This window comes from Olsenella sp. Marseille-P4559 (assembly GCF_900605015.1).
GTDB lineage: Bacteria > Actinomycetota > Coriobacteriia > Coriobacteriales > Atopobiaceae > Tractidigestivibacter.
In genome coordinates, this window is record NZ_LR027573.1 from 541,058 (window position 1) to 566,799 (window position 25,742).

19 protein-coding genes are annotated in these 25,742 nt (G+C 61.7%); 11 read left to right on the forward strand and 8 right to left on the reverse strand.

The features are described 5' to 3' along the window. Window positions 1-114: 114 nt before the first annotated feature. From E0E00_RS02400 to E0E00_RS02415, 4 genes are all read right to left on the reverse strand, one after another. Window positions 115-915 (reverse strand): HAD hydrolase family protein, encoded by an 801-nt coding sequence (locus E0E00_RS02400; RefSeq protein WP_165443516.1) that lies wholly within the window; start codon window positions 913-915, stop codon window positions 115-117. A 68-nt stretch (window positions 916-983) separates the two neighbouring features. Next, window positions 984-3,110 (reverse strand): hypothetical protein, encoded by a 2,127-nt coding sequence (locus E0E00_RS02405; RefSeq protein ID WP_130811004.1) that lies wholly within the window; start codon window positions 3,108-3,110, stop codon window positions 984-986. Between the two features lie 30 nt (window positions 3,111-3,140). Beyond that, on the reverse strand, window positions 3,141-5,273 hold the full coding sequence (locus E0E00_RS02410; RefSeq protein WP_130811005.1) for a hypothetical protein: 2,133 nt from the start codon (window positions 5,271-5,273) through the stop codon (window positions 3,141-3,143). After that, window positions 5,263-7,209, reverse strand: coding sequence for a YidC/Oxa1 family membrane protein insertase (locus E0E00_RS02415; RefSeq protein WP_130811006.1), 1,947 nt, complete (start codon window positions 7,207-7,209; stop codon window positions 5,263-5,265). The genes E0E00_RS02410 and E0E00_RS02415 overlap by 11 nt, the downstream gene beginning before the upstream one ends. A gap of 167 nt (window positions 7,210-7,376) precedes the next feature. Between E0E00_RS02415 and E0E00_RS02420 the strand changes: the two genes are divergently transcribed. The 3 genes from E0E00_RS02420 (at window position 7,377) to E0E00_RS02430 (ending at window position 10,872) form a co-directional block, all read left to right on the forward strand. Further along, window positions 7,377-8,612, forward strand: a complete 1,236-nt coding sequence (locus tag E0E00_RS02420; protein WP_130811007.1) for a diphosphate--fructose-6-phosphate 1-phosphotransferase — start codon at window positions 7,377-7,379, stop codon at window positions 8,610-8,612. A gap of 609 nt (window positions 8,613-9,221) precedes the next feature. Continuing rightward, window positions 9,222-9,965, forward strand: coding sequence for a LuxR family transcriptional regulator (locus E0E00_RS02425; RefSeq protein WP_242622100.1), 744 nt, complete (start codon window positions 9,222-9,224; stop codon window positions 9,963-9,965). A 4-nt stretch (window positions 9,966-9,969) separates the two neighbouring features. Then, window positions 9,970-10,872, forward strand: a complete 903-nt coding sequence (locus tag E0E00_RS02430) for a PleD family two-component system response regulator (RefSeq protein ID WP_130811008.1) — start codon at window positions 9,970-9,972, stop codon at window positions 10,870-10,872. 50 nt (window positions 10,873-10,922) lie between these two features. Here E0E00_RS02430 and hpdA read toward each other — a convergent pair whose 3' ends face one another. Beyond that, window positions 10,923-11,915, reverse strand: a complete 993-nt coding sequence (gene hpdA / locus E0E00_RS02435; protein ID WP_130811009.1) for a 4-hydroxyphenylacetate decarboxylase activase — start codon at window positions 11,913-11,915, stop codon at window positions 10,923-10,925. A gap of 295 nt (window positions 11,916-12,210) precedes the next feature. Between hpdA and hpdB the strand changes: the two genes are divergently transcribed. From hpdB to E0E00_RS02455, 4 genes are all read left to right on the forward strand, one after another. Beyond that, window positions 12,211-14,940, forward strand: a complete 2,730-nt coding sequence (gene hpdB, locus E0E00_RS02440; protein WP_130811010.1) for a 4-hydroxyphenylacetate decarboxylase large subunit — start codon at window positions 12,211-12,213, stop codon at window positions 14,938-14,940. A 45-nt stretch (window positions 14,941-14,985) separates the two neighbouring features. Continuing rightward, window positions 14,986-15,261 (forward strand): 4-hydroxyphenylacetate decarboxylase small subunit, encoded by a 276-nt coding sequence (gene hpdC, locus E0E00_RS02445; RefSeq protein ID WP_130811011.1) that lies wholly within the window; start codon window positions 14,986-14,988, stop codon window positions 15,259-15,261. 118 nt (window positions 15,262-15,379) lie between these two features. Then, on the forward strand, window positions 15,380-16,732 hold the full coding sequence (locus E0E00_RS02450; protein WP_130811012.1) for a nitrate/nitrite transporter: 1,353 nt from the start codon (window positions 15,380-15,382) through the stop codon (window positions 16,730-16,732). Window positions 16,733-16,835: 103 nt separating this feature from the next. Beyond that, complete coding sequence (locus tag E0E00_RS02455; protein ID WP_130811013.1) at window positions 16,836-17,447, forward strand: DUF4125 family protein; 612 nt, start codon at window positions 16,836-16,838, stop codon at window positions 17,445-17,447. 107 nt (window positions 17,448-17,554) lie between these two features. Here E0E00_RS02455 and E0E00_RS02460 read toward each other — a convergent pair whose 3' ends face one another. Further along, a complete protein-coding gene (locus E0E00_RS02460; RefSeq protein ID WP_130811014.1) occupies window positions 17,555-18,715 on the reverse strand; it encodes an iron-containing alcohol dehydrogenase in 1,161 nt (386 codons plus the stop codon). Window positions 18,716-19,263: 548 nt separating this feature from the next. Between E0E00_RS02460 and E0E00_RS02465 the strand changes: the two genes are divergently transcribed. The 3 genes from E0E00_RS02465 (at window position 19,264) to E0E00_RS02475 (ending at window position 21,158) form a co-directional block, all read left to right on the forward strand. Next, window positions 19,264-19,875, forward strand: coding sequence for a hypothetical protein (locus E0E00_RS02465; protein WP_130811015.1), 612 nt, complete (start codon window positions 19,264-19,266; stop codon window positions 19,873-19,875). Window positions 19,876-19,892: 17 nt separating this feature from the next. Continuing rightward, the gene (locus E0E00_RS02470; RefSeq protein ID WP_130811016.1) at window positions 19,893-20,186 is read left to right on the forward strand and encodes a hypothetical protein; all 294 of its coding nucleotides are present in this window, start codon (window positions 19,893-19,895) and stop codon (window positions 20,184-20,186) included. A 357-nt stretch (window positions 20,187-20,543) separates the two neighbouring features. Then, the gene (locus E0E00_RS02475; protein ID WP_130811017.1) at window positions 20,544-21,158 is read left to right on the forward strand and encodes a hypothetical protein; all 615 of its coding nucleotides are present in this window, start codon (window positions 20,544-20,546) and stop codon (window positions 21,156-21,158) included. A 146-nt stretch (window positions 21,159-21,304) separates the two neighbouring features. On the opposite strand, the gene E0E00_RS02480 is transcribed toward E0E00_RS02475, so the two are convergent. Both E0E00_RS02480 and E0E00_RS02485 read right to left on the reverse strand, forming a co-directional pair. Continuing rightward, a complete protein-coding gene (locus tag E0E00_RS02480) occupies window positions 21,305-22,720 on the reverse strand; it encodes a hypothetical protein (RefSeq protein WP_130811018.1) in 1,416 nt (471 codons plus the stop codon). 116 nt (window positions 22,721-22,836) lie between these two features. Then, a complete protein-coding gene (locus E0E00_RS02485; protein ID WP_165443517.1) occupies window positions 22,837-23,427 on the reverse strand; it encodes a TetR/AcrR family transcriptional regulator in 591 nt (196 codons plus the stop codon). A gap of 175 nt (window positions 23,428-23,602) precedes the next feature. Between E0E00_RS02485 and E0E00_RS02490 the strand changes: the two genes are divergently transcribed. Beyond that, on the forward strand, window positions 23,603-25,720 hold the full coding sequence (locus E0E00_RS02490; protein ID WP_165443518.1) for an RND family transporter: 2,118 nt from the start codon (window positions 23,603-23,605) through the stop codon (window positions 25,718-25,720). Window positions 25,721-25,742: the final 22 nt, after the last annotated feature.

Sequence of the window (25,742 nt, forward strand, 5' to 3'; positions counted from 1 at the left end):
CTGACCTGCGGATAATCAACTCTTGAAGCGATTTGTACTTGAGGTGTCTCAAAACAACTGCCACCAACCGTGAATTCGCGCCATAGTGGCTCAGTCGGCACTCCTCGAGGTCACCTATCGTCGTTCGAGGTCTGCAAGGGCCCCGGCGACGTCGTCCACCAGTACATCGGCACCCGCCCGAACGGCCTCCGGAGCGCGGTTGAACGTATACGCCACATCTGCCTCGTCAAGAAGCGGCAGGTCGTTGAAGGAATCACCGATGCCACCAACCAAGCCCAGCCCCAGACGCTCGCGTGCAATCGCGAGTCCAGCGCCTTTGGAGCATCCCGCTGGGACAACGTCCACGGAGTCGAGGTTCTGATACGCCGCGACCCTTCCGCCAAGCAGCTCTCCCACCCCGGCAACAAAGCGCGCAGCCCTCTCTTGGCTGGCAAAGCCCAGCGAGACAACCTGAACCGATTCACCACGCTCCCCTGGCTCAGCCGAGAGCGCCTCATCGACGGAGCTCACAACCCTCAGCCGCTTGAGAAACGCCTCAGGCAGCCCAGGGATGCTGCTCTCCCCCAGAACCAGATAGCCCGATTTCACGGCCAGAAATGACGGCCGCGACGTCTGCCCACGTGCGACGTCCAACACCGCCCGCACGTCGTCGCTGGGTATCTCACGCGAGAAGAGCGTGTTCCCCTCGGCATCGCTCACGCACGCGCCGCTGCTCGTGATGGCAAAGTCAAAGCCGAGCGCATCCCCCGCATCGTCGAGAACGGCACCGAGCGGACGGCCCGTGCACACGCCAAACAGGCCGCCTCTCGCACGAAACTCGCGAATGGCGTCTAGGTCACGAGGAAGGAAGCGGCGGAGCGGATGGACACGGCTGCCAATGCCAAAGAAGAGCGTCCCGTCGAAGTCGCTCGCCATCGCTCTTCTCGAAATCACTGCGCTTTCCATTATTGGGCTATCTCGAATGAGCAAGCCACCTCATTCTCCTATTGACCCCGTTGGACCCACGAGCCGGTGGAGAAATCCTGAATCCAGCCAGTTGGATGCCAGTTTTTTATGTCATTGGCATCGCCGGCGATCTCATACTCGACAAGCCCATGCTCGACACCCTCGCTGTCTTTGCTCAAGAGACTGAAGTACCTCACGCGGCCGGGATCATCCTCCGTAAGCATATCGACGCCATACTCTGACTTGTCACAGTCAAGCCCAGCCAGCGCTGTGGGCAGAACATCGGCATTGCTCACCGGTTCTTGAGAGACGGCATAGGGCTGGCTTCCCTGTTCATGAGTCTCGGGTGGTTTCACGAGCATAATCGGATTTGCAGCAAAATCAGTAAGGGCAAACGCGTCGGATGACGCGAAGTAGCCGTGGTCAGCAGTAATGATAATTGTCGCATCATCGTAGAGCCCAAGAGCCTTGAGCTGCCTCAGGTACTCGCTTACCGTGTTCATGCTACCGGCTGCCTGCTGCGCACGAGATAGGTCGGTCCCAGGCTGACCGTTCTCATCCATGGTGTAGGGGTAATGCGCCCCGTTGAGGTGGATGAACCTAAAGGCGCCTGTCTCGCCCTCGTCCACCGCAGCAAGCCCAATCGACTCCAAGTCGCTCGCATATCCGATGTCGTTCGTCGTGTAGGGAACCTCCGAGCCGCGATTGGGGTCGGCCTCGCCTGTCGGCTGCTCGCTAGCCTCTACCATCGCCTGGTTGATGTCGTCCGTGTAGAACCAGAAGAACGGCTTGAACGGCCAGGGAAGGTCGCGGAACAGGGTGCACTTGTAGAGCACCCGCAGCGTTCCCTCCTCGTCGAGGGCCGCATCGGTGGGCCGCCCGTCAGTGGGAACAATGTTGAACGCATTGTCCCGGTAGTAAGGGTTGTCCGTCGGGAGGATATCGCTGTAGAGGCCTACGTCATATCCGGCGCTGGCAAGGTCGGTCAAGTACTGATGTCCCTCCGTGTAGTCAGGCACCGCACTATTGGCGCGTTGCTGCCCTACGAGCATCGTGGGAATGGCGTTTCGGGTTGGCGTGACGACGGCACTCGAGTTCTGATACCACGTGAACCCCGTCATCTCGTCGAGAAGGGCTGGATTCTCCTTAACCGCAGGCATGAGGTCCATCGAGGTGTCATACATGTCGAGTACGAAGACAATGATGTTCTTCTTGGGAGAGACCGTAAACAGTCCACGCTCCGTCATCATGTATTCTGAAGCCTCTTTGGTCGTGATTGCCGAGTCTGAGGAGAAAAGGCTCGCCACGCCGACACCCTGAATCACAATCAACGCCGCAGCCACAAAAGAGACGACGCTCTGCGCAACGGAGCGGTTGATACGGCTCAACTCGAGTGGCGCAAGGAGTATCGCTGCCCAGACCAGGGTGGTCCACACCGCCGTCCTCGCATACTGGGTCCAGTCGACCACAGAGCCATCCGCGCTCGGAAGATTGCCGTTAAGGAAGATGGCTTGAACGTAGGAGGCAAGCACGAAGCCAAAGGCGAGCATCAGCGCCACATTGGAGGCACGCCCGCGAAGGAGCACGAGAACGGAGGCGATGGCAACCGCCACGGCAACCGCCGGCAGCACGAACACCTGCCATGTCTGCGAGAGGGAGAAAATGAGACTTGCGCTGTTACCGGCGATGAGCTCGTACGGGGCGGAAATCATAAGCGTCAACGAGAAGAGCGCCCCGACCAGGAGGCCGGAGACCAGACGCCTCGGCCAGCTGGGTGAGTAGCCGTTCTCGGGCCTTTTTCCGCCAGCCCCGCGTGCGGCCGCGCCGGCCGAGGCGAGCGCCTCGCGGACCGCAGAGTCGGCCGCAGGCTTCCCGGAGGGGTCGATGCGGGAGACCGCGGGCTCGGCCACGCGGCCGGCGTCCTCATCGATGTGGAGCATCCTCGCCAGCGCCTTGCGCGTGCGCCTGAAGGCCACGCCCAGCACCGCCGAGAGCGCCACGGCCACCGCCGCCAGCGCCTGGATCGTGTAGGTCATGACCGAGGGGTCCACGTAGGCCAGCGCCGGGGTGGCGGGGACCAGCACCCACACCGCCGCGAGTGCGGCGGCGTAGAGCGCATCGTGCAGTGCGAGCGCCGCCGTCGACTTCCTTCTCGTGCTTCTCAAGGTCTCATTCCTTTCCTGCTCGAACCGACGTCAGTGCCAGATGCGCTCCGCATCCTCGTCGGTGATGATCCATTCGTTGCCATCAAGGCGCCAGTTCGCGAAGTCCTGGGAATCGCCCGAGATCTCGTACTCGCGCCAGCTGGTGTCCAGTTTTCCGTTGCTCGTCGTCATGAGGTAGTAGCGCAGGCGATCCGCGGAATCGCTGCGATCCTCGATTGCCTGGTTGAACTCACCGTAGTGGTCAAGCACATCCTGCGAGGCACCCATGCCCTTGAGCATCGTTGCCTGAAGGTCGTAGTGGCTCGCGGGCTGCTGGGAAATCTGGCAGGGCACAGAATCCGCCTCGGCAGACTGGGCGGGCTTCACGAAGATGATGGGCGTCGAGACGCCATCGAGGTCATCGGGCGTGAGATACCAGGTGCCGTGGTCTGCCGTGATGACCACCGTGGTGCTGTCATAGAGCCCCAAGCGCTTGAGCTCGCCCAGATACGTGCGCACGATCTTGAACGCGCCCACCATCTGGGACTCCCAGTCATTCGACTCCGCGACCCTGTTGCCCTCGGCATCCATGATGAAGGGATAGTGGGTCCCCTCAAGGTGGATGAAGCGGAACGAGGCATTCTCGCCGTTGACGGTTAGGCCGCTCTCCTTGAGCTTCTGGAAGTATGCGGGATCATCGATGGCGTAGGGCGTGGTGTCGGGAGACGAGGCACCCTCGCTCGAGACCATGCCCTGGTTGAGCTGGTCGGTATAGAACCAGAAGAATGGCTTGGCAATCCACGGCATGTCGCGATAAAGCGCGCACTGATACAGAATGCGGAGGGTACCCTGCCAATCAAGGGCGCTCCTTGCAACATCCGAGTTACTCTCGAAGTTCTCGGCATGCTGTCCTAGATACTCTCTCCAGCCATCGATCCAATCCGCAGAGTCAGAGTAGATGTCCGTGGTGTAGCCCTGAGCCGCTACATCATCCAAGAAGTGGCTGTCTGAGTACATGGACGAGAGGAAATCCGCCGCATCCTCGCCCTTTTGTGGCCGCACGCCCGTAAGCAGAGAAGGGATGCCATAGCGTGTGGGAATCATAGAACCCGTGCTGTTCTGGTACCAGGTAAAGCCATCCAAACCGTCAAGCATGTTTGGGTTGTCGGCATATGCTTTCTTGGCATCCGCAGTGTCCGTCATGTCCAGCACAAAGCACACCACGTTCTTCTTGCCCGAGACGTCAAAGAGGCCCTTCTCGGTAATGGTGATGGACTCTGGCTCGGATGCCGCCTTAGACACAATGTCAACAACGCCGGCAACCTGCACGACGATCAGAGCAGCGCTCAACGCTGCGGCAGCGGCCCTCCCCACGCGCGGACGCTTGACCGCAAGAGCAACAAGGACGATGACGATCGCCGCCCACACAAGCAGGCTGATACCAGTGATGGACGCAAACTGGGTCCAGTCCACAAGGTTGCCATCGGCGACTGGCAGGCTTGAATTCATGAAGAGCACCTGCACATAGGCGCCAACGCCAAGTGCCACGGCAATGGCAATGACCACGTCAAAGACGCGCCCACGAATTGCCGAGATGGCAAGGCCGGAAACAGCTGCGATAGCGAGGCCAGCCACCACCACAACCTGCCACACTTGCTTTACGCCAAAGAGGAGGCTGTCGGAGCTGCCGGCAACAAGCTCAAGCGGTGCCACCACGAACATCGTGAGGGCGAGAAACACGCAGGCGAGAAGCGCGAGCACGATGCGGCGACGCCAGGGCAGGCCCGCCGGGCGGCGTGCGCTGGCCCCGCGCGCGGACGCGCCGACCGAGGCGAGCGCCTCGCGGGCGGCGGCGTCGGCGGCCGGCTTGCTGGCCGGGTCGATGCGGGAGACCGCGGGCTCCGCCACGCGGCCCGCGCCCTCGTCTATGCGGAGGAGCCTCACGAGCGCCTTGCGGGTGCGCCTGAAGGCCACGCCGAGCACCGCCGAGAGCGCCACCGCCACTGCGGCCAGCGCCTGGATGGTGTAGGTCATGACCGAGGGGTCCACGTACGCGAGGGCCGGGGTGGCCATCGCCGTGAGCAGGCAGGCGCTTATTGCAGCAAGGCCAAGGACGTCCCACACAAGGACCATCAGGTGCCCAGCAATGCGGTTCGCACCCTTCAGGGAGCGGCTACTCATCATCGCTGCCCTGATCCCCCGTCCCAAACGCGCCAGCCGCGGTGATGTCCTTGCCGTCCTGCTTTGCGAGGACCTCGCCGAGGATGTACTTGCCTGCCGTCTCGCCGCCGTGGCCGAGGTTGTAGATGAAGCCGTCGCGAATCTGGCGGATCTTGTCGTTCCAAGCGGAGGAGTTCGTGACCATGTCATCGATGACGCCCTCGAGCTCGGAGAGATCCTTGGGATCAAGCGAGCGGCCAATCTGGTTGCGCAGCGTGATGTCGGTGGGCGTGATGCCAACCTGCTCGTAGTCCGGGTTGATGACCTTCATGGGGGTGTCAATGAAGAGCGACGGCTTCAGCGTGGTGAACGAGAATTCCTCGGCGATCGTCGACCAGTCGGTAATCAGCACGTCGGACTCGAGGATGGAGCCGTGGCCGGAGAAGTCCGCCTCGATGGTCAGCTCGTCGGGGCTCACCTTGGAGTAGCGCTCGACGAGCGCCTCCCAGCGCGGGCGGTAGCGCTTCACGTACTCGGGGTGGGGGCGAAGGATCACGTGATAGCCGTGGCCCAGCAGGCGGCCGAGCATGTCGTCGATGCAGGTGTCGAGGATGTTGTCCGTGTTCCACGAGGGGGCGATGAGGATGATGGGGCGCTCGTGCCTCTCGTGCGGCATCTTCTCGTAGTCCGCCATCTCGCGGTCGAGAAGGTCGTAGCCGATCTTGGGGACCTTCTTCTTCTGCGTGTGGTAGGCCTTCTCCATGGCACGGATCTCTGCCTTCTGGTGGGGGCCGACGCACATGATGGTGTCGTAGTTGTCGTACTCCTGCTTGGTGCCAGTCATGTGCATCGAGGTCATGTGGTGGCACATGTAGATGTACTCGATATCCTTGCGGATGTAGGAGCGCTTGATGTAGTACACGTCGAGTGCGCCGAGGGAAGTCACCATGACGTCCGCGTCCATCTTCATCATGAGGGTGATGAGGCGCTTCTGGTCGAGGAAGTACGGAATGAGGCGCGGCTCTCGCTTGGCGATGTCAAAGACCTGGTCGTCTGGGTCACTCGTCAGGTAGTGGATACGCACGTCGGAATTGTTGAGCAGCCACTCGATGGCACCCTGGAAGTACTTGTAGAAGCCCGAGCTCTCGGAGTAGAACGCCAGGTGCTTGCCATCGATCTTGAAGAAGCGCTTGTAGTCTGCCTTGGCGCGGCGGGCAAGCGGATCCGGCTGGTACCACTTGCGGTCGCTCTTGGTGGCCTCCTCGATGGCGTTGAACTCGTCGCGCGCCCTGTTGAGGTCCTCGTAGTCGATGTACTTGCGCGGCTTAACAATCACGTTGCACAGCGCCTGTACCGCAATGGAGAGCAGGTTGGAGCACACCCAGTAGAACGCCATGCCGCACACCACGTAGAAGCCCAGGAAGAGCGAGAGCGCAATGGAGAGGCCGTTAGTCGTGTTCTTCTCGGCACGAGACTGCTCGCGCTGGAGGGGGTTGATGTGGTTGGACGCCCAGCCCATGATGACTGCCGAGAGACCCGCGAGGAGCGGCATGATGAGCGACGCACCACCGTTCTCGATGGGGACAAGGCCCAGGAACTCGGTGCCGGGTGCGCCGGAATCTGTGATGGAGTGGATGACGTCCACCAGGCCAAAGAGGATGATCACCTGGATGGCGAGGGGGATGAGCGAGAGCAGGGCATGGTAGTGCCTCTCGTGATAGAGCTCGTTCTGCTTCTCCTCGATGGTCTCGCGGTCGCCGTAGTAGCGGCACTTGATGCGGAAGAGCTCTGGCATGAGCTGCACCATCACGATGCTGTTCTTCTGGCACCACACCGAAAGCGGCATCAGGATGACCTTGGAGAACAGGGTGAAGATAAAGATTGCCGCCCACCAGCTGCCGGTAAGGTCATAGGCCGGCTGTACGATAAGCGAGAAGAAGTTCGCTAGAGCCTCGAACATTGTGTGTGACTCCCGGATTTTCAGGTGACATTGGGACCGTGTTACCTTACCACGCCAGGGCCCATGCATGACGTCTCACTTACAAGAGTCGCGCCGAGAGGCGCAGCGTCCACGCTGCCTGCGGTATCCTCGTTCGGTGAAGTGCACGTTCGCGAGAGGAGCTTGGCATGGCAGCTGTTGGCACTACCGTTCTGGTCGGGCAGTCCGGAGGCCCCACCGCCGCGATAAACGCAAGCCTCGCAGGGGTCGTGAGCGCCACGCACGCGGCCGGCCTTGACGCGGTAGGCATGCGCTACGGCATCCAGGGGCTTCTCGACGGGCGCACGGTTGACCTTGACGAGCGGCTGGGCAGCCCGGCAGAGCTCGAGCTTCTCTCCCACACGCCTTCGAGCTACTTGGGCAGTTGCCGCTACAAGCTGCCGGACCCGACAACGGACGAGGCGCCCTATCGCAGGCTCTTCGAGCGCTTCGACGAGCTTGGGGCCCGCACGGTTCTCTACATTGGCGGCAACGATTCCATGGACACCATCGCGAAGCTCTCCCGCTACGGCGGGGCCATGGGCTCCGGCATTCGCTTTGTGGGCGTGCCCAAGACGATAGACAACGACCTCATCCTCACCGACCACACGCCCGGCTACGGCAGCGCGGCCAAGTTCATTGCCGCCACGATGGACGAGCTGGCATGCGACGCAGACGTCTACGACCTTGGGAGCGTCATGTTCGTCGAGATCATGGGGCGCGACGCCGGATGGCTTGCCGCCTCTGCCGCCCTTGCAGGAGAAGCTGGCGGCCACGCGCCCGACCTCGTGCTCCTTCCTGAGGTGCCCCTTGTGGAGCAGACGCTGCTCGAGCGCATCTCCGACCTTATGGTCAGAAAGAACACCGTGGTCGTGGCGGTAAGCGAGGGCGTACGCACGCCAGAGGGCACGCTCGTGTGCGAGGCGAGCGGCGCCACGGCGCGCCTCGACGCCTTTGGGCATGCAGCCGCGCTCTCGGGCACGAGCCGCTACCTTGCAGACCTCGTGCACCAAGAGCTGGGGTGCAAGACGCGCGCGGTCGAACTCTGCACCACCCAGCGCTGCGCGGCGCACCTTGCGAGCCAAACGGACCTCACGGAGGCCGCAGGCCTTGGCGCGTACGGCACCAACGCTGCCCTTGGGGGTGCGTCTGGGGTCATGAGCGCACTCGAGCGCGTGTCCGACAGCCCCTACGAGGTGCACTACAACCTGGTTGACGTGAATCGCGTGGCAAATGCCGTGAAGGGCGTGCCGGCAGAGATGGTGAGCAAGGACGGGATGGGCGTAACGGAGAAGTTCTTGCGCTATGCACGTCCGCTTGTCACTGGCGAGCCGTCGCTCTCGTTCGTGGGTGGCGTACCGGCACACGTGGCGCCGCTGGCGTAGTGACCGGGGCTACCCGAAGAGCGGGGCATCGCGGGATTTTGTTGCCGGGCAATGGAATCCCATTGCCTGGCAGCGGGATTCCATTCCGGGGCAGGGCCGGGGTCGATACACATTCGTCACCCGAACGTGTATCGACCTGCACGGGTCACGCATTCGGATGCGAATGTGTAGCGGGGAGGGCTCCCGGAGTCGGGCAGCGAGCCAGGCGGGGCAACGCCGGCCCCCCACCTCCCTTCTCTAGCGGAATCCGTGACTCGACCTTCTCGGCAACTGGATAAACGCGACCCTCGGTTCATGGAAACCGCTAGAGAATGATGACGAGGACGATTCCGTGACGAATCTCGAGGCGAACCCTCGCCAACTACACCGTTACGCTGGGCCTGCCGTGGCGCAATTGCCACGTTTGCCGAACAATTAGCTCTGCCCAGCGGCGAAGAGGGCATAATGGAAGCAAAGTGCGGAGGCATGTTGTCTTCCGCAGACGAGTGGTGGGGGCTACTCGCACAAGGAGGGGATTCGCAGAACGGTGACAGTCGCATTGTGCAAAATAGGCATCTGGGGGAGGTTTGTGCAATGCTGAGAAGCATAAGGAATGGAAGACGGAAGCCCATGGAGATTAGCGCAGACCGATGGGTCTCCATGGTCGGCAAGGGTGCACTCCAGGATTACCAGGATTGCTTCGTCCGAGACTATCGGATACCGCTTCTTCTCGTCGACACACAGGGCAAGCCCCTGCTCGTCCCCTCGCTTAAAGTCGACTTCTGCGACTTTGTGCAATCGGGCGTCCCCCATGACTGCTCGGGCGTTGCAGGGCATGACGCAGCAGACGTCGTTCGCTACTTTGAAAGCAGGCGGGTCTTCGACCCTCTGCTTAGGACCTGCAACTTTGGCATAACTACCTTTGCCGTTCCCGTCTTCTTCAACGCACGCCTCGTCGCCCTGTGGCGCTGCGACGGCTTCGTGTTCGACGACACCCCCCATTCCGAGCAGCTTAGCGCCAAGTTCGACATCCCCGTCATCAGCCGCGGGGAGTTCAAGAACGCCACCTCATGGCTCGAGTGCATCTGCCGTCTCCTCGACATTCACCTCGACGCCACGGCAGGTTCCAGCAATCCCGCACCCACTCGCGTCCTCTCGCCCGTCCTCACCCCGCGCGAGAACGAGATTGCCATCCTGGTGTGCGACGGGCTGAGCAACTCCCAGATAGCCGACCGCCTGTTCCTCAGCGAGAAGACCGTGAAGACCCACATGAGCAGCATCCTCGCCAAGCTCGGGGTGAAGAACCGCGTGCAGCTCATCTGCGAGTACTCGGATTCGTTCGACACGGACAAGCGCCAGACCATGGCGGTGTGATGCCATGCGGCCTCCCAAGCTCCTCTTTGTGTGCTCCAACGAAGAAGCGCGCCGACGTTTCAAGGATGGCCTCGGCGCATATGGCTGCAACGTCGTCCTCTGCTACCGTGCCGAGGAGGCGTTCCGCATCGTTCGCACCTATCGCATCGACGTTGTGATCTTCTCCGTGGAGCTGCAGGACATGAGCGGGTATGAGGCCTGCCGACGCCTTCGCGAGCTCTACAACATCGTCGAGCAGCCCGTCGTCATCTACTCCACGCACGACTCCCCCGAGGAGCGCCTCGCCGCATTCCGCGCCGGCGCCAACATCTTCACCTTCGAGCCGATACTCTTCGACCGGCTGTACTACGTGGTGATGCTTCTCGTGCGCGGCAAGCGCATGATGCAGCGATCGATGCCGCTCGAGCAGATGCTCCGAGTGGCCGACAAGCAGGCCACCAACGCCACCGAACCGCCCACAGAGATCGTTGGCTCCAACGGCACGCTCTTGAAGTCCGACGCGCTGCGCTGGACCGACGTCCTCACGCAGAACGTGGGTCTCGCGCAACAATCCCAGGCCATCGTCCACGAGATGGTCAACCTCACGCTCGACCTGGTGCCGCGTTACGGCTCCATCGAGAAAGTCCTCTCCTACCTCGACGACCTCTGGGAGGGCACGAACGCCCGGATAGAACTCGACTGCGTATTTGGGAACGAGGGCAAGCGCTACTCGCTCGACGTCGACCATGCCACGACGGACGGCGCATGCGCCCTCATACTCATGTTCTGCGAGGAGATTCTTGACGGATACGCCCCCTCGGAGGCGCTCGACCGCATTGCCGCAGACGGCTCCGTGAACCGCGACGAGGTCGAGTCGCTGCGCCGCGTCCTCGTCGCGGACGACTTCATATCGAACATCTTTGGCTAGAACGCGCGCGGGATGCGGCGAGAGACACGTCGCATCCCGCGGCAGCGACATCAGAACGGAGTCTCGCTCCCCACGTAGCACTTAACGCCATGGCCCTGAACCACCTTACGGAGGCTCTCGAGCTTCTCGGGCGCGGTGGGCTTGTCGTCCGCAAAGGCGTACGTCATCGAGAGCTCCTCCCACTTGCTCACGCCAAGACGGTGGAACGGGAGGATGTTGAGTTCGTCCAGGCCCACCTCCCTCATGAAGGCGCCAATCTTGTCGAAGTCCTCCTCGGTGTCGTTGAAGCCCCGAATGACCGGTGTGCGCAGGATGAGGCGAGCGGCGCAGTTGGAGTTCGCGAAGGCACGGATGTTCTTCAGCACCTGCTCGTTGCCCATGCCCGTGTACTCGCGGTGCTTCTCGGTGTCCATGCTCTTGAGGTCGTTGAAGGCAAAGTCGATGTGGCGCATCACGCTGAGGTAGACGTCCGTCGCGGCAAAGGCCTCCGTCTCGATGGCCTTGTGGATGTATGCCTCGTCGCAGCGCTCCAGCACGGCGAGAAGGAACTCGGGCTGGAACATGGGGTCGCCGCCCGAGAAGGTCACGCCGCCGTTGCCGGACCAGTAGTGGCGGTCACGCTCGAGGATGTGCATGATCTGTTCGACCGTGTATTCCTCGGATATCGTGGCCAGGGCATCGTCGAAGCAGGCCTTCACGCACTCGAACGTCGTGCAGACGTGGCACTTCTCCCAGTCGAACTTCATGGGGTGGTCCGGGCTCTGCGAGTTGTCGCTCACGGCACCGTAGGGGCAGGCGTCCATACAGCGCGTGCAGCGCTTGTCGGCACGGTTCACGCACTTGGAGGCGCGATAGAGCTTGCCCTGCCGGTTGTAGAAGCTCTCGGGGTTGCAGCACCACCTGCAGCGAAAGGGGCAGCCAGACATGAAGATGAGCGTCCTGCAGCCAGGGCCATCGTGAACGCTGTAGGACTGTATGTCGAAGACCCTTCCCTTGAGCTCTCGGTCCCTGTCGCTCAATGGTGCGGAAAGACTTCTCCTCATCGTCTGTCTCCTCTCGCGTTGGCAAACATCACAGCCTGGAAACTGTCCGTTTGGCCTTGATTATTGGCGATGGGCGAATCTCGTCCGTAGTGCCAAGGTCCCGTCGGCGGGCGGAATTCGGGAGACGGACATACGACTTTGGTCCTAGATGCGACCTTTGGCGCTAGTGGACGCCGAGAAGATACGACCGCCAAACACGAGCCTGGACCCATCTCAAATTGCTATTGGCCACGCACAATGACGGTTGGTAAGAGGCGGCACAGAGCCGTCATGGTTTTCTATCGAGGAGGTCAGAATGGCACAACTCCATCCGATGAAGCTGACCGAGGTCCTGGCAGAGAGAGGACTGTCGCTCGAGAGCCAGGCCAACGGAGAGGCCCCGAAGGAAATCCAGGACCGCGAGATCAAGAAGGAGCCCACGAAGCGCGCCAACTATCTGCGCAACATATACTTTGACACGCTTTCATCGCTCGACGTGCAGGAGTCCTATTGGTACACGCGCGCCGCTATGGAGCATGATGGCGAAGTCCCCATCATGCGCCGCGCCTACGGCCTGAAGAGCGTGTTCCAGCACCTCGACACCCCCATCTGGCCGCACGAGCTGCTCGTTGGCGCCAAGGCCGGCTTCTATCGCGGCTCCGCACCGCTGCCCTGGCTCACCGAGAGCTTCTTCATGGACAAGGACTCCGACCTCTACAAGGCCGCCCTTGCCACGGGTGCCGAGTCCAGCGCCGAGGTCTCCCGCTTCGGCGCCGGCGGCGGCAACGTCACAAAGAGCTTCGGCAACGTGGTCTCCGTAGGCGGCAAGTATGGCGTCCGCCGCGAGATCGTCCCGGCCATGCACCGTCTGGCCTACACCTGGGCCGGCAAGTCCGTCGAGGACGTGGGCCGCAAGTACGAGCAGATGGTCCCCGAGTACAAGACCAAGGAAAATATCATGAAGTCCGTGGTCTGCAACTTCGACTCGGGTTTCACCATCCCGCAGGGCCGCGAGGTCATGAACTATTACTACGTCCTCGAGTACGGCTTTGACGGCCTCATCGACTACTGCGAGAAGCGCGCGGGCGAGGTTGCCGGCGACGCTGGCGGAGACGGCATCTCCGGCATGGACCGCCTGTACTACTACAAGTCCATGGCCGAGCTTTGCCGTGGCCTGTCCACCTGGTTCGATAACTACGGTCGCGAGGCCGATCGCCTGCTCACCTGCACCGAGGACGAGACCGAGCGTGCCGAGCTCCAGGAGATCGCCGAGCGCATGCACCTTCTCGCCCATGAGAAGCCCAAGACGTTCAAGGATGCCTTCCAGACGATCTATCTGCTACACCTCGCCGAGCTCAACGAGGACGCCATGTCCGGCCTGTCCCCCGGCCGCATCGGTCAGGTCCTCTACCCGTACTTCGAGCAGGACATCGAGGCCGGTCGCCTCACCGAGGCCGAGGCCGAGGAGTGGAACGAACTCTACCGCGTCAAGATGACCTGCATCGACGCCTTCGCGTGCACCGGCGTCGTGGGCGGCGTCCTCTCGGGCAACACCTTCAACAACGTGTGCATCGGCGGCCTCGACCGCGACGGCAAGTCCGCCGCCAACCGTCTTGAGATGCTCATCCTCGAGGCCGGCATCAAGTGCCAGACCACCCAGCCCACGCTCTCGCTGCTCTACGACGAGGCCACGCCCGAGGAGTTCCTCCTCAAGTGCATGGAGTGCATCAAGACCGGCGCCGGCTACCCCGCCGTCATGAACAACCGCATCGGCATGGAGTTCATCCAGAACCAGTATCAGCACGAGGGCATGACCGTCCGCGAGTCCCGCGCCTGGTCTGTGGGCGGCTGCCTCGAGACCTCGCCCGGCACCTGGATGCCCCTGCGCCACGGTGGCAAGCTCTACTGGATCCCCGGCGGCTCCGGCCAGCCCACCTCCGTTGGCGTCCACTTCCTGAACAACCCGAAGATCCTCGAGCTCACGCTCAACAACGGCTTTGACCATCGTACCGGCCTCCAGGTCTTCGAGCCGCACAACCGCACCTTCGACACGTTCGACGAACTCGTCGACCAGTACAAGAAGTACTACGAGAAGTCCGTCGAGGTCCTCAACAAGTGCATGAACATCCAGCACGACGTCTGGCGCAAGTTCACGCCGTCGATGGTCAACTCGCTGCTCAAGCCCAACTGCCTCGAGCGCGGCCTTGGCATCGCCCAGAAGGGGTATCGCTACAACGCCACGTTCAACATCGAGTGCTGCGGCATGTGCAACCAGATCAACTCGTTCGCAGCCATCAAGAAGCTTGTCTACGACGACAAGAATTACACGCTCGACCAGCTCAAGGACGCTCTCGACCACAACTTTGGCTACAAGACGTCCAAGGAGGTCGGCTCCGAGTCCCTGAAGGACCAGGAGAAGCGCGACGACGATGACGGCCGTTACGACGAGATTCACGCGGACTGCCTGCGTGCGCCCAAGTACGGCAACGACGAGCCCTATGTCGATGACATGCTCTACGACTGGGAGCACTGGTTCTGCGAGGAGATGCCGCACAAGTTCGAGTCCCTGTACGCCGAGCCCCTCTACGTGTGCCAGATGTCCGTCTCCACGCACGGCCCCGAGGGCGCCGTCACCGGCGCTACCGCAGATGGCCGTCTCGAGGGCACAACGTTCGCCGACGCCTCGATGTCCGCCTACCCCGGCACCGACACCCATGGCCAGTACGCCCTCTTCGAGTCCGCGACGGGCTGGGATCACGCCATGTCGCAGAACTCCCAGATGAACCTCAAGATTCACCCCAGCGCCACCAAGGGCATTGAGGGCTCCCGCAAGCTCCTGGACCTCACCCGCGCCTACATGCGCAAGGGCGGCTTCCACATTCAGTACAACATCGTGGACTCCCGCGTGCTCAAGAAGGCTCAGGCTCACCCCGAGAACTACCGCACCCTGCTCATCCGCGTCGCTGGCTTCACTCAGTACTGGGTCGAGATCGGTAAGCCCATCCAGGACGAGGTCATCGCCCGTACCGAGTACGAGTCCATCTAGTCCAGCCACGCACTCCCACGACCTTCTCGAGAAAGGAATCCCACAATGTGCAAGCACTCTGATTGCGCGAACTACGTCCCCATCGACGTGGCCAAGGGCATCTGCCACGCCAACGGTGACATCACCGTCCAGATCGACACGCCCACCTGCCCCAAGTTCACCCCCGGCTTCAAGTGCAAGTTCTGCAGCCACTACCAGGCCGGCGAACAGAACATGGGAACCTGCACGGGCTTTGAGGACAAGTTCTGGGCATTTGCCGACAACGGCGCCAAGAACTGCGAGAAGTTCGAGTGCGGTGCGGCCGAGAAGGTCGAAGCGTAGCTTCACCTGCACCACCCATATGCTCCAACCCTAGGGATTGGATCTTGTCCCGGGGAACCATGGCTCCCCGGGACGTTTTTTCTCGGACTCAATACCTCTCAACAGATTGGTGGCTTCCATGTCTGCTGCTCAAACAGTGACGTCCGGCGAGACCGGCAAGGAGCCAACGACCGAGCAAATCACCAAGGAGACGGCGAAGAAGTATGGCACCTGCACCGTCATCGCCGCCTGGCTCGCGGTCTTCTGCCTCTTCGGCTACCGCTCCTCGTTCTCGATCATGCAGTCCTCCCTCATGGAGGGCATGAGCTGGACCTCGACGCAGGCCTCGCTCGGCTACTGCTTCATGATGACCTTCTACGCCATCACCGCCTACTTCTCGGGCGGCCTCATCGACAAGAGGGGCACCAAGCCCGCCTACACGATAGGCGCGGCCTGCTGCTTCCTCGGCTTCTTCCTCACGTCCTTCATCCCCGAGGGCGCGAGCTGGTCGTTCCCGGTGTACCTCGTGACCTATGGCATCTTCGCCGGCGTGGGCACGGGCATGCTGTGGGTCTCGTCCACGATCTCCTGCCGCAAGTGGTACGTGGGAACCGAGTACGGTACCAAGTGGGGCCTCGCCTTCATGGGCGCCCCGATGGCGCAGCTGCTACTCACCATCGTTGTCTCCCCGGTCCTCAAGACCGCCGGCTGGTCGATGGGCATGAAGGTCCTCTCCGTGATCATGGCGGTCATGCTCCTCATCGCCGCCTCCGTCGCCAAGCCCATGCCGGACAAGGTCGGCGCGAAGCCCTTCGGCCTGGACTCCCTCCCCAAGAAGGACACCAAGGCCAAGCCCGCCAAGGTCTGGACTCTCGGCGAGGCCTTCAGGACCCGCGCCCTCTGGTGCGACATCTTCGCTTTCATGTTCGCCGTGATGGGCGAGTTCCTCATCTGGTCGCAGATCGTGCGCTACTTCACCGTGGACCTCGGCTGGACGCAGCCGTCGCTCCTGGGGATGCCCCTCGCCAACGTAATCTACATGGTCATCGGTCTCGCGGGCATCTTCACCATGCCGCTCACCGGCAAGGCGTCCGATGCGCTCGTCAGGAAGATGGGCGTCGAGCGCCCGGCCCGCCGCATGATGCTCGTCATCTCCCCGCTCTTCGGCATCGCGGGCGTGCTCCTCGCCCTCTCTGGCAGCCTGCCCGTCGTCGTCATCGGCATGGTCCTTCTCGCCGTGTACTGGGGCATCGAGCCCGGCGGCGCTGCGGGCTACGCCGGCACCGTCTTCGGTGGCGCTTCCCTCGGCAAGATCTGGGGCCTCGCCACGCTCATCATCATGGGCATCGGCCCGTCGTTCGGCACCTTCATGGGCGCCTTCCTGTTCGACACCTTCCAGTCCTACGTGCCCGCGCTCTACTTTGGCATCGGCGCGTACGTGGTATCGACCATCTCGGCACTGCTGCTCCCCGGCAAGGTCGAGGGCGAGTAGGGGCCACCCCGCACAAAACGTGACACTCCCCCACGGGGCGCCAGCTCGGCTGGCGCCCCTTTCTCTCACTGCGAACACGTCACCCTTTAAGGAGGCGAGGCTCATGTCTGTTTCCGAGCTTGTCGAGACCGTGCTCAGCCGGGAGGACGAGGATTTCGAGCGCGCGCTCCAGGAGCCTAGCCCACCGTGCAATGCCGAGTCGCTGGGACTGGTGCTCAACCGCTTTCGCTCGTCTCAGCTTGCCTTGTGGCCGGAGCCTCTCCTAGAGGCATACCTACAGGACCTCGAGAACGCCCGTGCATGCGAGAAGTCCATCGTGCTGGAGCGGGCTGCCTATCTCTTTGGCACCTCATACCGTCCCGACGCCCATCTCATGCTGCCGCCCAAGCCCTACGAGTTCTGCGAGCGGGTCGACCTCGTCGCCAAGCTCTCGCTCATCTGGGAGGTTCGCGCGCGGGAGACCGTCCCACGCTTCACCTCTCGCCTGGGGGCCCTCATATCCGAGGAGGACCGGCCTGGCTCGCCATCGTACGAGTCTCGCCTGAGGGCAGAACTCATGTCCTACTCGCAGCGCACCATAGACGAGTACGGCACCTGGGCCTTTGGGTGCTGGGGCGCGGGGAGAAACCCCAACCTCCAGACCTATGACGGAGCTGCCTTCGAGCTGGGGTTCTCTGGCGCCTACGAGGCCAACTACAAGGGCGCCGTACTGTAGGGAGCAGTGCTGCAGGGCCCTGGTCTGCCCTAGTCCGCCCAACGCAACGCGCCCCTCTCGGCCAGTGCCGGGAGGGGCGCTTGCTGCGAACGCCTTCCGCGCTGATGTTAGAGCGCCGCGCGATAGATCTCCACGATGTCATCGGCCGTGAGGGGAACGAAGCTACCCTTGCTGCCAGCGGCGGCCTTCTCGGCCATCACGCGGAAGTTCTTCTCGTCATCAATGCCAACAGCACGCAGGTCGGCCGGCATGCCCATAGTGGCAAAGAAGAACTCGCGGGTCTTTGCGATGGCATCACGTGCGACGGACATGTCGTTTGTGCCCTGAAGGCCCCAGACGTTGCGGCCGTACGTCGCAAACATGGGCGCGGTCTTGACGGAGAGCACGTGCTCCATCCACGCGGGTGTGAGGATGGCCAGGCCCTCGCCGTGGGTGATGTCGTAGAACGCGGAGAGCTCGTGCTCCATGGGGTGCACGCACCATGCGTTGGCCGCGCCAGCGTTTACCAGGCCGTTGATGGCATGCGAGGCCGCCCACATGAGGTTGGCGCGGGCCTCGTAGTTGTCCGGCTCCTCAAGCGCCACAGGGCCGTAGTGAACCATCGTGCGGAGAAGCCCCTCGGCTATGCGCTGCTGGACATAGGCACCTGGCTCCATGGTGAAGTAGTTCTCGAACGTGTGGCTCATCATGTCCGCCGTGCCCGCTGCCGTCTGGCGGCGCGAGACGGTAAAGGTGTAGGTGGGGTCAAGCACGGACATCGTGGGCTTGAGGCACTCGGCAGCAGTGCCCCACTTCTCGTTTTTGCTCATGTCCGAAATCACGGCGAACGCGTCCATCTCGGAGCCGGTAGCAGAGAGCGTGAGCACCGAGAAGATGGGGAGCGCGGCGGCAATCTTATCAGGATGAATCACCAGGTCCCAAGGGTCACCGTCGTAGCGGGCACCTGCCGCGACCACCTTGGCGCAATCGATTGTGGAGCCGCCGCCAATGGCCAGCACCATGTCAACGCCTGCGGCCTTGCACGTCTCGACGCCACGACGGACGGTCTCGATGCGGGGGTTGGGCTCTACGCCGGAGAGTTCCTCGACCTCGACGCCCGCCTGGTCGAGAATGCTCAGCGCCTCATCGTAGATGCCGTTGCGCTTGATGGAGCCGCCGCCATAGCAGAGCAGGGCCTTCTTGCCGTACTGGGCAAGTTCGGAGAGGTGAGAGATCTGGCCCTTGCCAAAGTGGATGGTGGTGGGAACGTGAAATGTGAAGTCGTACATGCTGCTTCCCTTCTCGTACCTGTGTGCGCCAGTCCGCAGGCGCCCGCGATGGCCCTATGGTAGCGCGTCTCGGCAGCAGATTCTTGGTCGCCCAGCCGACTCCGGGTCCCGATGACGGCAGTTATTGTGCGCTGATTCACAGTTCTCGATCTCAACTGGTGAGACATCACCGTTACCGTAAAATAGTGCGCAATAGTTTTTGGGGAAGCTCGGAGCACGCTTGGGAGGTCCCATGAACCTCACGCCTGATTGCCTCAGTGTGCTTGCTGTAATCAGGTCAATCAGAAGTGGCACGGTACCTGACGTGCACACGGTCTTTCCTCACTAAAAAGGACGAGCACCGCCGCGCCAAAGCCACCAGAGAAACGGTGCCGCTGGAGCGCAAGCTGCGTCGACCTTTCTGGTCTGGGGCTTTCGCGCGAGGCGTGGGGCAAGCGCTCGTCTAGTGTTGCCGTGGCAAGCACAGAAGCGCAGGTGAGCGCATCCGGTCCAAGGCCTTCTCGTCTGTCATCCACCAAGCCCCTCTCTCTGCACAGGCATTCCTCGACGTGGGGAATGGTTTTCGCATTGCCTCCCCCAAGCTCGTCTTTGTTGAGATGGGCGCCGTCATGCAGCCGGAGGTGCAGGTACTTCTCGGCTACGAACTCACGGGCAGTTTTTCGAGAAACCCCCTGGATCCTCGTGGCGGAGCCGCAGCCTTTGGCACGCCACCAGCAACGACCGTCGAGAAAATCGGGCAGTTCCTCTCGCAATGCGAGGGCCTTCCCGGCATCGCGCAATCAAGGCGCATGCTCCAGCATGTTGCCGACAACGCCTGGTCTCCCGCAGAAGCGGTGGTCGCAGCTCTCATGACCCTTCCGTTTGAGTACCTTGGATACGGAATGGGACGGCTCATTCTCAACGAGAGGCAGGTGGCGCCAGACGAGCCTGCACGCGCCGGAGCGCGGGCATCTCGCGTGCCAGACATCCTTGTCCCCAATACCTGCATTGGCATCAATTACGACAGCCTCTACCACCTTGACCTGGATGGTGTGACCAAGACAGCTATGTCCTACGCGCTGGCGCCAGGAGATGCTAGCGCGGCTGAAGCCCTCAGGGAGACACAGGGCTCAGTGCGCGAGAAGGTCGTAGATGTGACCTGCGCCGCAACCGGGAGCTGACTGCTCAGGGGCTTGTGGTGCTCCCGGCAACAAGCGAAGACCTCTACGAGAAGTACGGCCTCGACGCTCTGATGCCCGAGGTGTTCCGAGCAATCGAGCCTTTCTCTGGATGGGGCATGTCTGAGAGCCGCCTCGCACTTGCCTCGCGAACCGTTTGCAGGCGAAGGCAGGACCTCATCTGGTCCCTTCTCGCCTGGGAGAAGGGGTGCCGCTACGCGCGCGGACTGCTTGAACGAGGTCCTGGACGAGAGCAGGCAGAGTTCCAAAGGCTCAAGAACCCAACGGTTATCGAGGCGGAGATGGTCCTGTAGGGAGGCAGGTGCGCCGTGGGGAGTGGCGGCAGGCAGTGCCTGCAGCCGCGCGAGAAGGCCCGCGACACCGGCTGTGCCCGTGGTGCCGATAGGGCCTCTCCGCCGACAAGTATTGCGCGCTCATTCTCAGCTATTAAGAGCCAACTGGCATGATATCGTAGGTATGGTAAGAGAACGCGCAATGATTTGTTACGGGCGGCTTGGGAATCAACGAAACCAAGGCCCTGTTAGCACCTACGCCTGCCGGTCTATATCACGTTTGCGGGGTCGTTCGGGCAAGCGGGCACGAACACCGCACGCGATGCGTAAACTGTTCTTGTCTGCACAGATTGTCGACCCAGTGACCCAGGAGGCAGCATGAGCGAGATTGGCTTCCACATCAGGGAGGCGGGCAAACTTTCCGATGATGAGTTCAACGCCCTGCGCCGCCACTACCTTGTCTATGCCTGGGCCGAGAGGGATGAGCACCGCAACCTGCACAAAGACCTTGACACCATATACACCGAGATAGACGGGCTCGTCACTCGAGGCGGCCTTCTGCCCATCGTGAACTCGCTCAACACGTGCAAGCGCATCGTGGTCTTCTCAACGGAGTCGTCGACACTGGCGCTGCGCGAGTTCCAGCAGGCCATGCTCGTTGAGGACAAAATCGTCCACCTTGTGTCCGAGGACTCGCCAAGCGTGGGCCTCATCGACACGCTCACTCCCAGTGACCTGCTCATTGTTGTGACAACCTCGAATGGCTTTGCCCGCAGGCAGCGTGCGGCAATCGAGCGCTGCCATGCCTATAAGGTCATCGTTACGGCAAGCGAGGACCCAAAGCTGCACGCCATCTTCGATGACGTGCTGGCGATAGGCAGAGACGCAAGCGAGGGTTCGTCGCTCCACCGGATCTATGCGACCTTTGGGGTCACGTACTTCTTCGACCGACTGTTCGCACAGTACGCGCGTGCGTTTGACCCGCTGCTCTAGGGAGTGTCCTGGCCGGCCGTGACTCGACGATTGTGTTGCAGACCGCAACACAATCGTCGACGTTTCTGTGACGACCTGCGCGCGTCACACATTCGCACACGAATGTGTGACGGCGGATGGCCTTGCTCGTGTGTATTGCGCGCGACCTAGTTGGCCTTGCCCTCGCTGCCAGGGGCCTTGCGCGTGCGAGAGGACCGCCTGGTGCTGGTCGCAGGCTTCTTCTCGGCGGCAGGCCTCTTCCTCGTAGCGGGCTTCTTTGCCGGCGCGGCGGCCGGCTTGGCGGCAGGCTTCTTCTCGGCTGGCACCGTGGCCGGCTTCGCCGCGCCCGCCTCGTCGAGCACGGCCTGCAGCTTGGCCTTTGCCTCGGCCTCGCGCGCACGCGCTGCCTTGACGGCTTCCTTGGCCCGCTCGGCCTCGCCGCTCGCCGCAGCAAGTCCGGACTTCGCGCCCGCGACGGCAGCCTCGGCCTCGCCCGCAATCCACTCCGCAGAAGAGAGCTCTGCCGCGGCCCTATCGGCCTCTGCCTGGGCTTCGTTTCCCTTCCTAATGGCATCCTCGAGCAGTGCGGCAAGACGGTCCTTCTCAGCCCACGCATCACGCGCCACAGTGGCGAGGCGCTCCGCCTCCTTCTTGCGCCCCAAGACAGACTGCCGCTCTACCTTGCTGCGCTCCTCTGCCGCGGTCAGCGCGCCACGCGTCTCGTCGAGGTGATGCCTTGCCTGCTCAAGCCTCTCACCGGCACCGGCAAGGTCCACGCCCGCAGCCTTTGCAGCCGCACGAGCATCCCCCACAACCGAAGCTGCATGCCTGCGCTGCAACCCGCCCTCGTCGAGCAGGCATGGGAGAAGCTGCCGGGCCTCTTCCTGCCACCAGCCCCAGCTGTGGTCGACATCTGTGCCCCAGTACTCGAAGGTCGCGTCCACGCCCGCGGAGGCAAGCTCGCCCTGGAGCGTGCGCTGGGTCTCTCCGCCCTCCTCGCCAGCGCCCGTACCGCACACAAACGTCAGCAGCTTCTCAGACAGAGCCTCCACCAGCAGCGGATTGTCTCCCAGGCCGCGCACAACATCAACGGGCGAGAAGGCACGCCAGCCATCGCTCATGGCATCTCCCACGACCCATGCGGCATCGTAGGTGCCCGAGAGCGCAAGCAGCCCGCCGTAAAGATCCGGCCGACGCAGCATGGCTATGGTCGCGTTGAGCGCACCTATGCCCGCGCCAGCAACGATGGGCGCCTCGGTGTTGGGCGCCTCGTCGCGCACCAGCCTGCGAAGCTCGTTCTCGACAAGGTCGAAGTACCCACCAAGGCTCGCCAGGCGGTAGTCCACGGGAGCACAACCTGCATACCAGCTGGAGCCATCGGCCGAATCGACGCAGAAGAGACGCACGCGGCCAGCGTCGATGAGACTGGCCAAGGCATCGACCATGCCGCCTTCCTCCCAGCTTGCACATGAGGAGTCCCCCTCGGGGAACACAATGATCGGCCGCCCAGCGGTGCCGTACAGCGTCACATCAAAGTCCCCGTCCACACCGTCGTGATGCAGGGTGAAGTCCTTGATCTCCATGTTGCCTCCGTCTCGTGTGCCCAATGCGTCTATTGTGCGCCATTGCAACCCGCATCGGTACAGCCGAGCGAAGAGCGTGCGAGAAGACCTCGCAAGCGGGCAGCAAGATTAGAGCTTCATCCCAGACGCAGCCCCTGAAGCCCCGCGCCTGTCGAGCGCACAAACTCGCAGAGGTACTTGTTTATCTCCCCAATCTCTACGCCAGGGCAGTCTCCCACGATCCATGACCGGTAGGTCTGCAGCACGCCTCCGGCCACGTAGTCGGTGAGCACGGCGCTGGCGCTCTTCTCCTGCGGCGTACGCACGGGGATGCGCCGCTGCACCCACTCGCGAAAGCGGGCCTCAAGCGCAAAGACAAATGGCTCTACGCTTCTCGACTCTACGAGCTTGCGCGTGAGCTCCCTGTTCTGGTCGAGGTAGTCGCCCACCTGCGTGAGCACGGGCATGGGGTCCTCGAGAAAACCGGTCTCCACCGCCTTCGAGAGAAACTCCGAGATCCTGTCTGCTGCGTCTGCCATTACAGACCTCATGAGGTCATCCACGTTGTCAAAGTGCGCATAGAACGTGCCACGGTTAAGGTCTGCCTTGCGAGCCACGTCGGAGACCGTGATGCTTTGGTAGGACTTCTCGGCGAGCAGTTCCATGAACGCCTCCTTGAGCAGGCGTATGGAGCGTTGCGCATTTCTGTTCATGGCCCTCTCTGCCATTCGTGCCCCCTCCAAAGTACAACAGATGACGAAGCTAGTGTACAAGTCCGGACGAAGTGAATGCTGCGGTGACCCGAAGTCTCTCTGTAACATTCATGATAATTGAACCTGGGTAGAAAACAGCCATGTGTTTGACAACATACAGATGGCCAATATAAAAGAGAGAAGAAATGAGATGGAGCGGCTGTTTCGCGGAGTGCTTCGCCACAGGAGACTGGTCATCACGGTCTTTGTGATACTCACCTGCCTGTGCCTGGCGTGCATCCCCCAGGTGAAAATCGATGCCAACATGAGTGACTACCTGCCACTCAATGCAAAGTCATCGCAAGACCTCGATGCCATGAAGCAGATCTACGGCAACGACATCACAAACGCACGAGTCTATGTGACGGGAATCTCCCAAGTGGATGCGGCCTCGTTTGACGAGCAGCTCAAGGGCCAGCCTGGCGTTACCTCCGTTACCTGGCTCGGCGACGAGGTCGACCTAGACGAGCCGCTCGAAGTTGCTGGCGCAGACACCGTCAAAGAGTGGTACGACGGCAAGGGGTACCTCTATCAGTGCGTCTTCACCAGTAGCGTGGACCAGTCTGAGATAGGCTCCATCCGCTCCATGGCGCAGGCAATCCCCGGCGCGCAGACCGTGGCAATCGATGGCTCGGCCGTAAGCGATGCGGCAAACCTCGCTACCATCAATACCGACATGGCCAAGATTTTGACCATCGCCGTGATAGTGGTCTTCGTGATGGTCATGCTCAACACCACGAGCTACCTGCACCCCATTGTGATGCTTCTCACCATTGGCGTGGCCATCGCCCTCAACATGGGCACCAACATCTTTCGCGGCACCATCTCCTCGATCACGCAGCTTGTGGCAAGCGTGCTGCAGCTGGCAGTCTCGATGGACTACTCGATTGTGCTACTCACGAACTTTGGTCGCTACAGCCAGCATACCGATGACCAATTCGAGGCCATGGTGAAGGCCATGACCAAATCCTTCCCCGTAATTCTCTCCTCGGCAGCCGTCACGTTCTTTGGGTTCCTCTCGCTTGCTGCCATGCAGTTCCTCATTGGCGCCGACATGGGCATCGCGCTGGCAAAGGGAATCGTGTGCTCGTTCTTCTCAATTACGCTACTCATGCCTTGCATCCTCTACAACATGAGGAAAGCCGTCGAGAAGACCTCGCACAAGCCGTTCTTCTCATCTTTCAACCGCTTGGCCAGGGTATGCCGTGCCGGAGCCGTACCTGCACTCATCATCGCTTTGGTGATTGCCGTCCCTGCGTTCAAGGCGTCAAGCGCCGTTAGTTTCACGTATGGCTCGGCCGCAAACATTGCCCAAAGCTCCCAAATCAAGATCGATGGCGACATCATCAACAATGCGTTTGGCGAGTCCCAGACGTGGGCCATCATGATACCCGAGGGCAACTGGGCAGAAGAGGATAGCCTGGTCGATGACCTAAAGACACTGCCAACCACCAAGAGCGTGCTCTCGTACTCCACCGTTGCGGGTTCTGCCCTCCCCTCCGAGCTTGCCGATGAGAGCCAGGTTAAGCAGCTCCTCAACAATGGTTGGAGCCGCATCGTGCTCACCTCGAATATCCCCGACGAGTCCAAGGGCGCCTTTAACCTGGTGGATACCGTGCGTAGTCTTTGCCAGAGCCACTATGGCGACAACTACAGGCTCGTGGGCAACGCCGTGAGTTACGCAGACATCAAGTCTGTCACCACAACAGACAGTACCACCGTCAAGATGGCTTCCATTCTCGCCATTAGTGCCGTGCTGCTCGTCATGTTCAGGAGCATCTCGATTCCCATCATCCTGGTGAGCGCCATTGAGGTCTCCATCTGGATCAACGAAGCCGTACCCTACTTTGCGGGCGACACAATCAACTTTGTGGCATTCCTTGTGATAGATGCTGTCCAGCTTGGCGCAGCCGTGGACTACGCAATCATCTTCACCGAGGAGTATCTCGCACGGCGCAAGCGCATGGTCAAGAAGGATGCAGCGTCCCAGTCTGTCGAGAAGACCGCCCAGCCCATCATCACGTCGAGCTCCATCTTGATCCTTGCTTGCGCGGGCATCACGGTTGCCGTCTCAAGCCCCATGATTCAGCAGGTGGGCGAGCTTATCGCCCGTGGTGCGCTCATCTCCGTCATCGAAATCTTCTTCATACTGCCGCTCCTCTTCCAGCTGCTCGATGGCTTTGTGCGCCACACCAGCTATAAGATTGGCTTCTACCAGGAGCCCGGCAAGGGTTCGAACCAGACGCTACCGGACTCAACGGCAGCCTAGCATCCACCACACACGTTTGGAG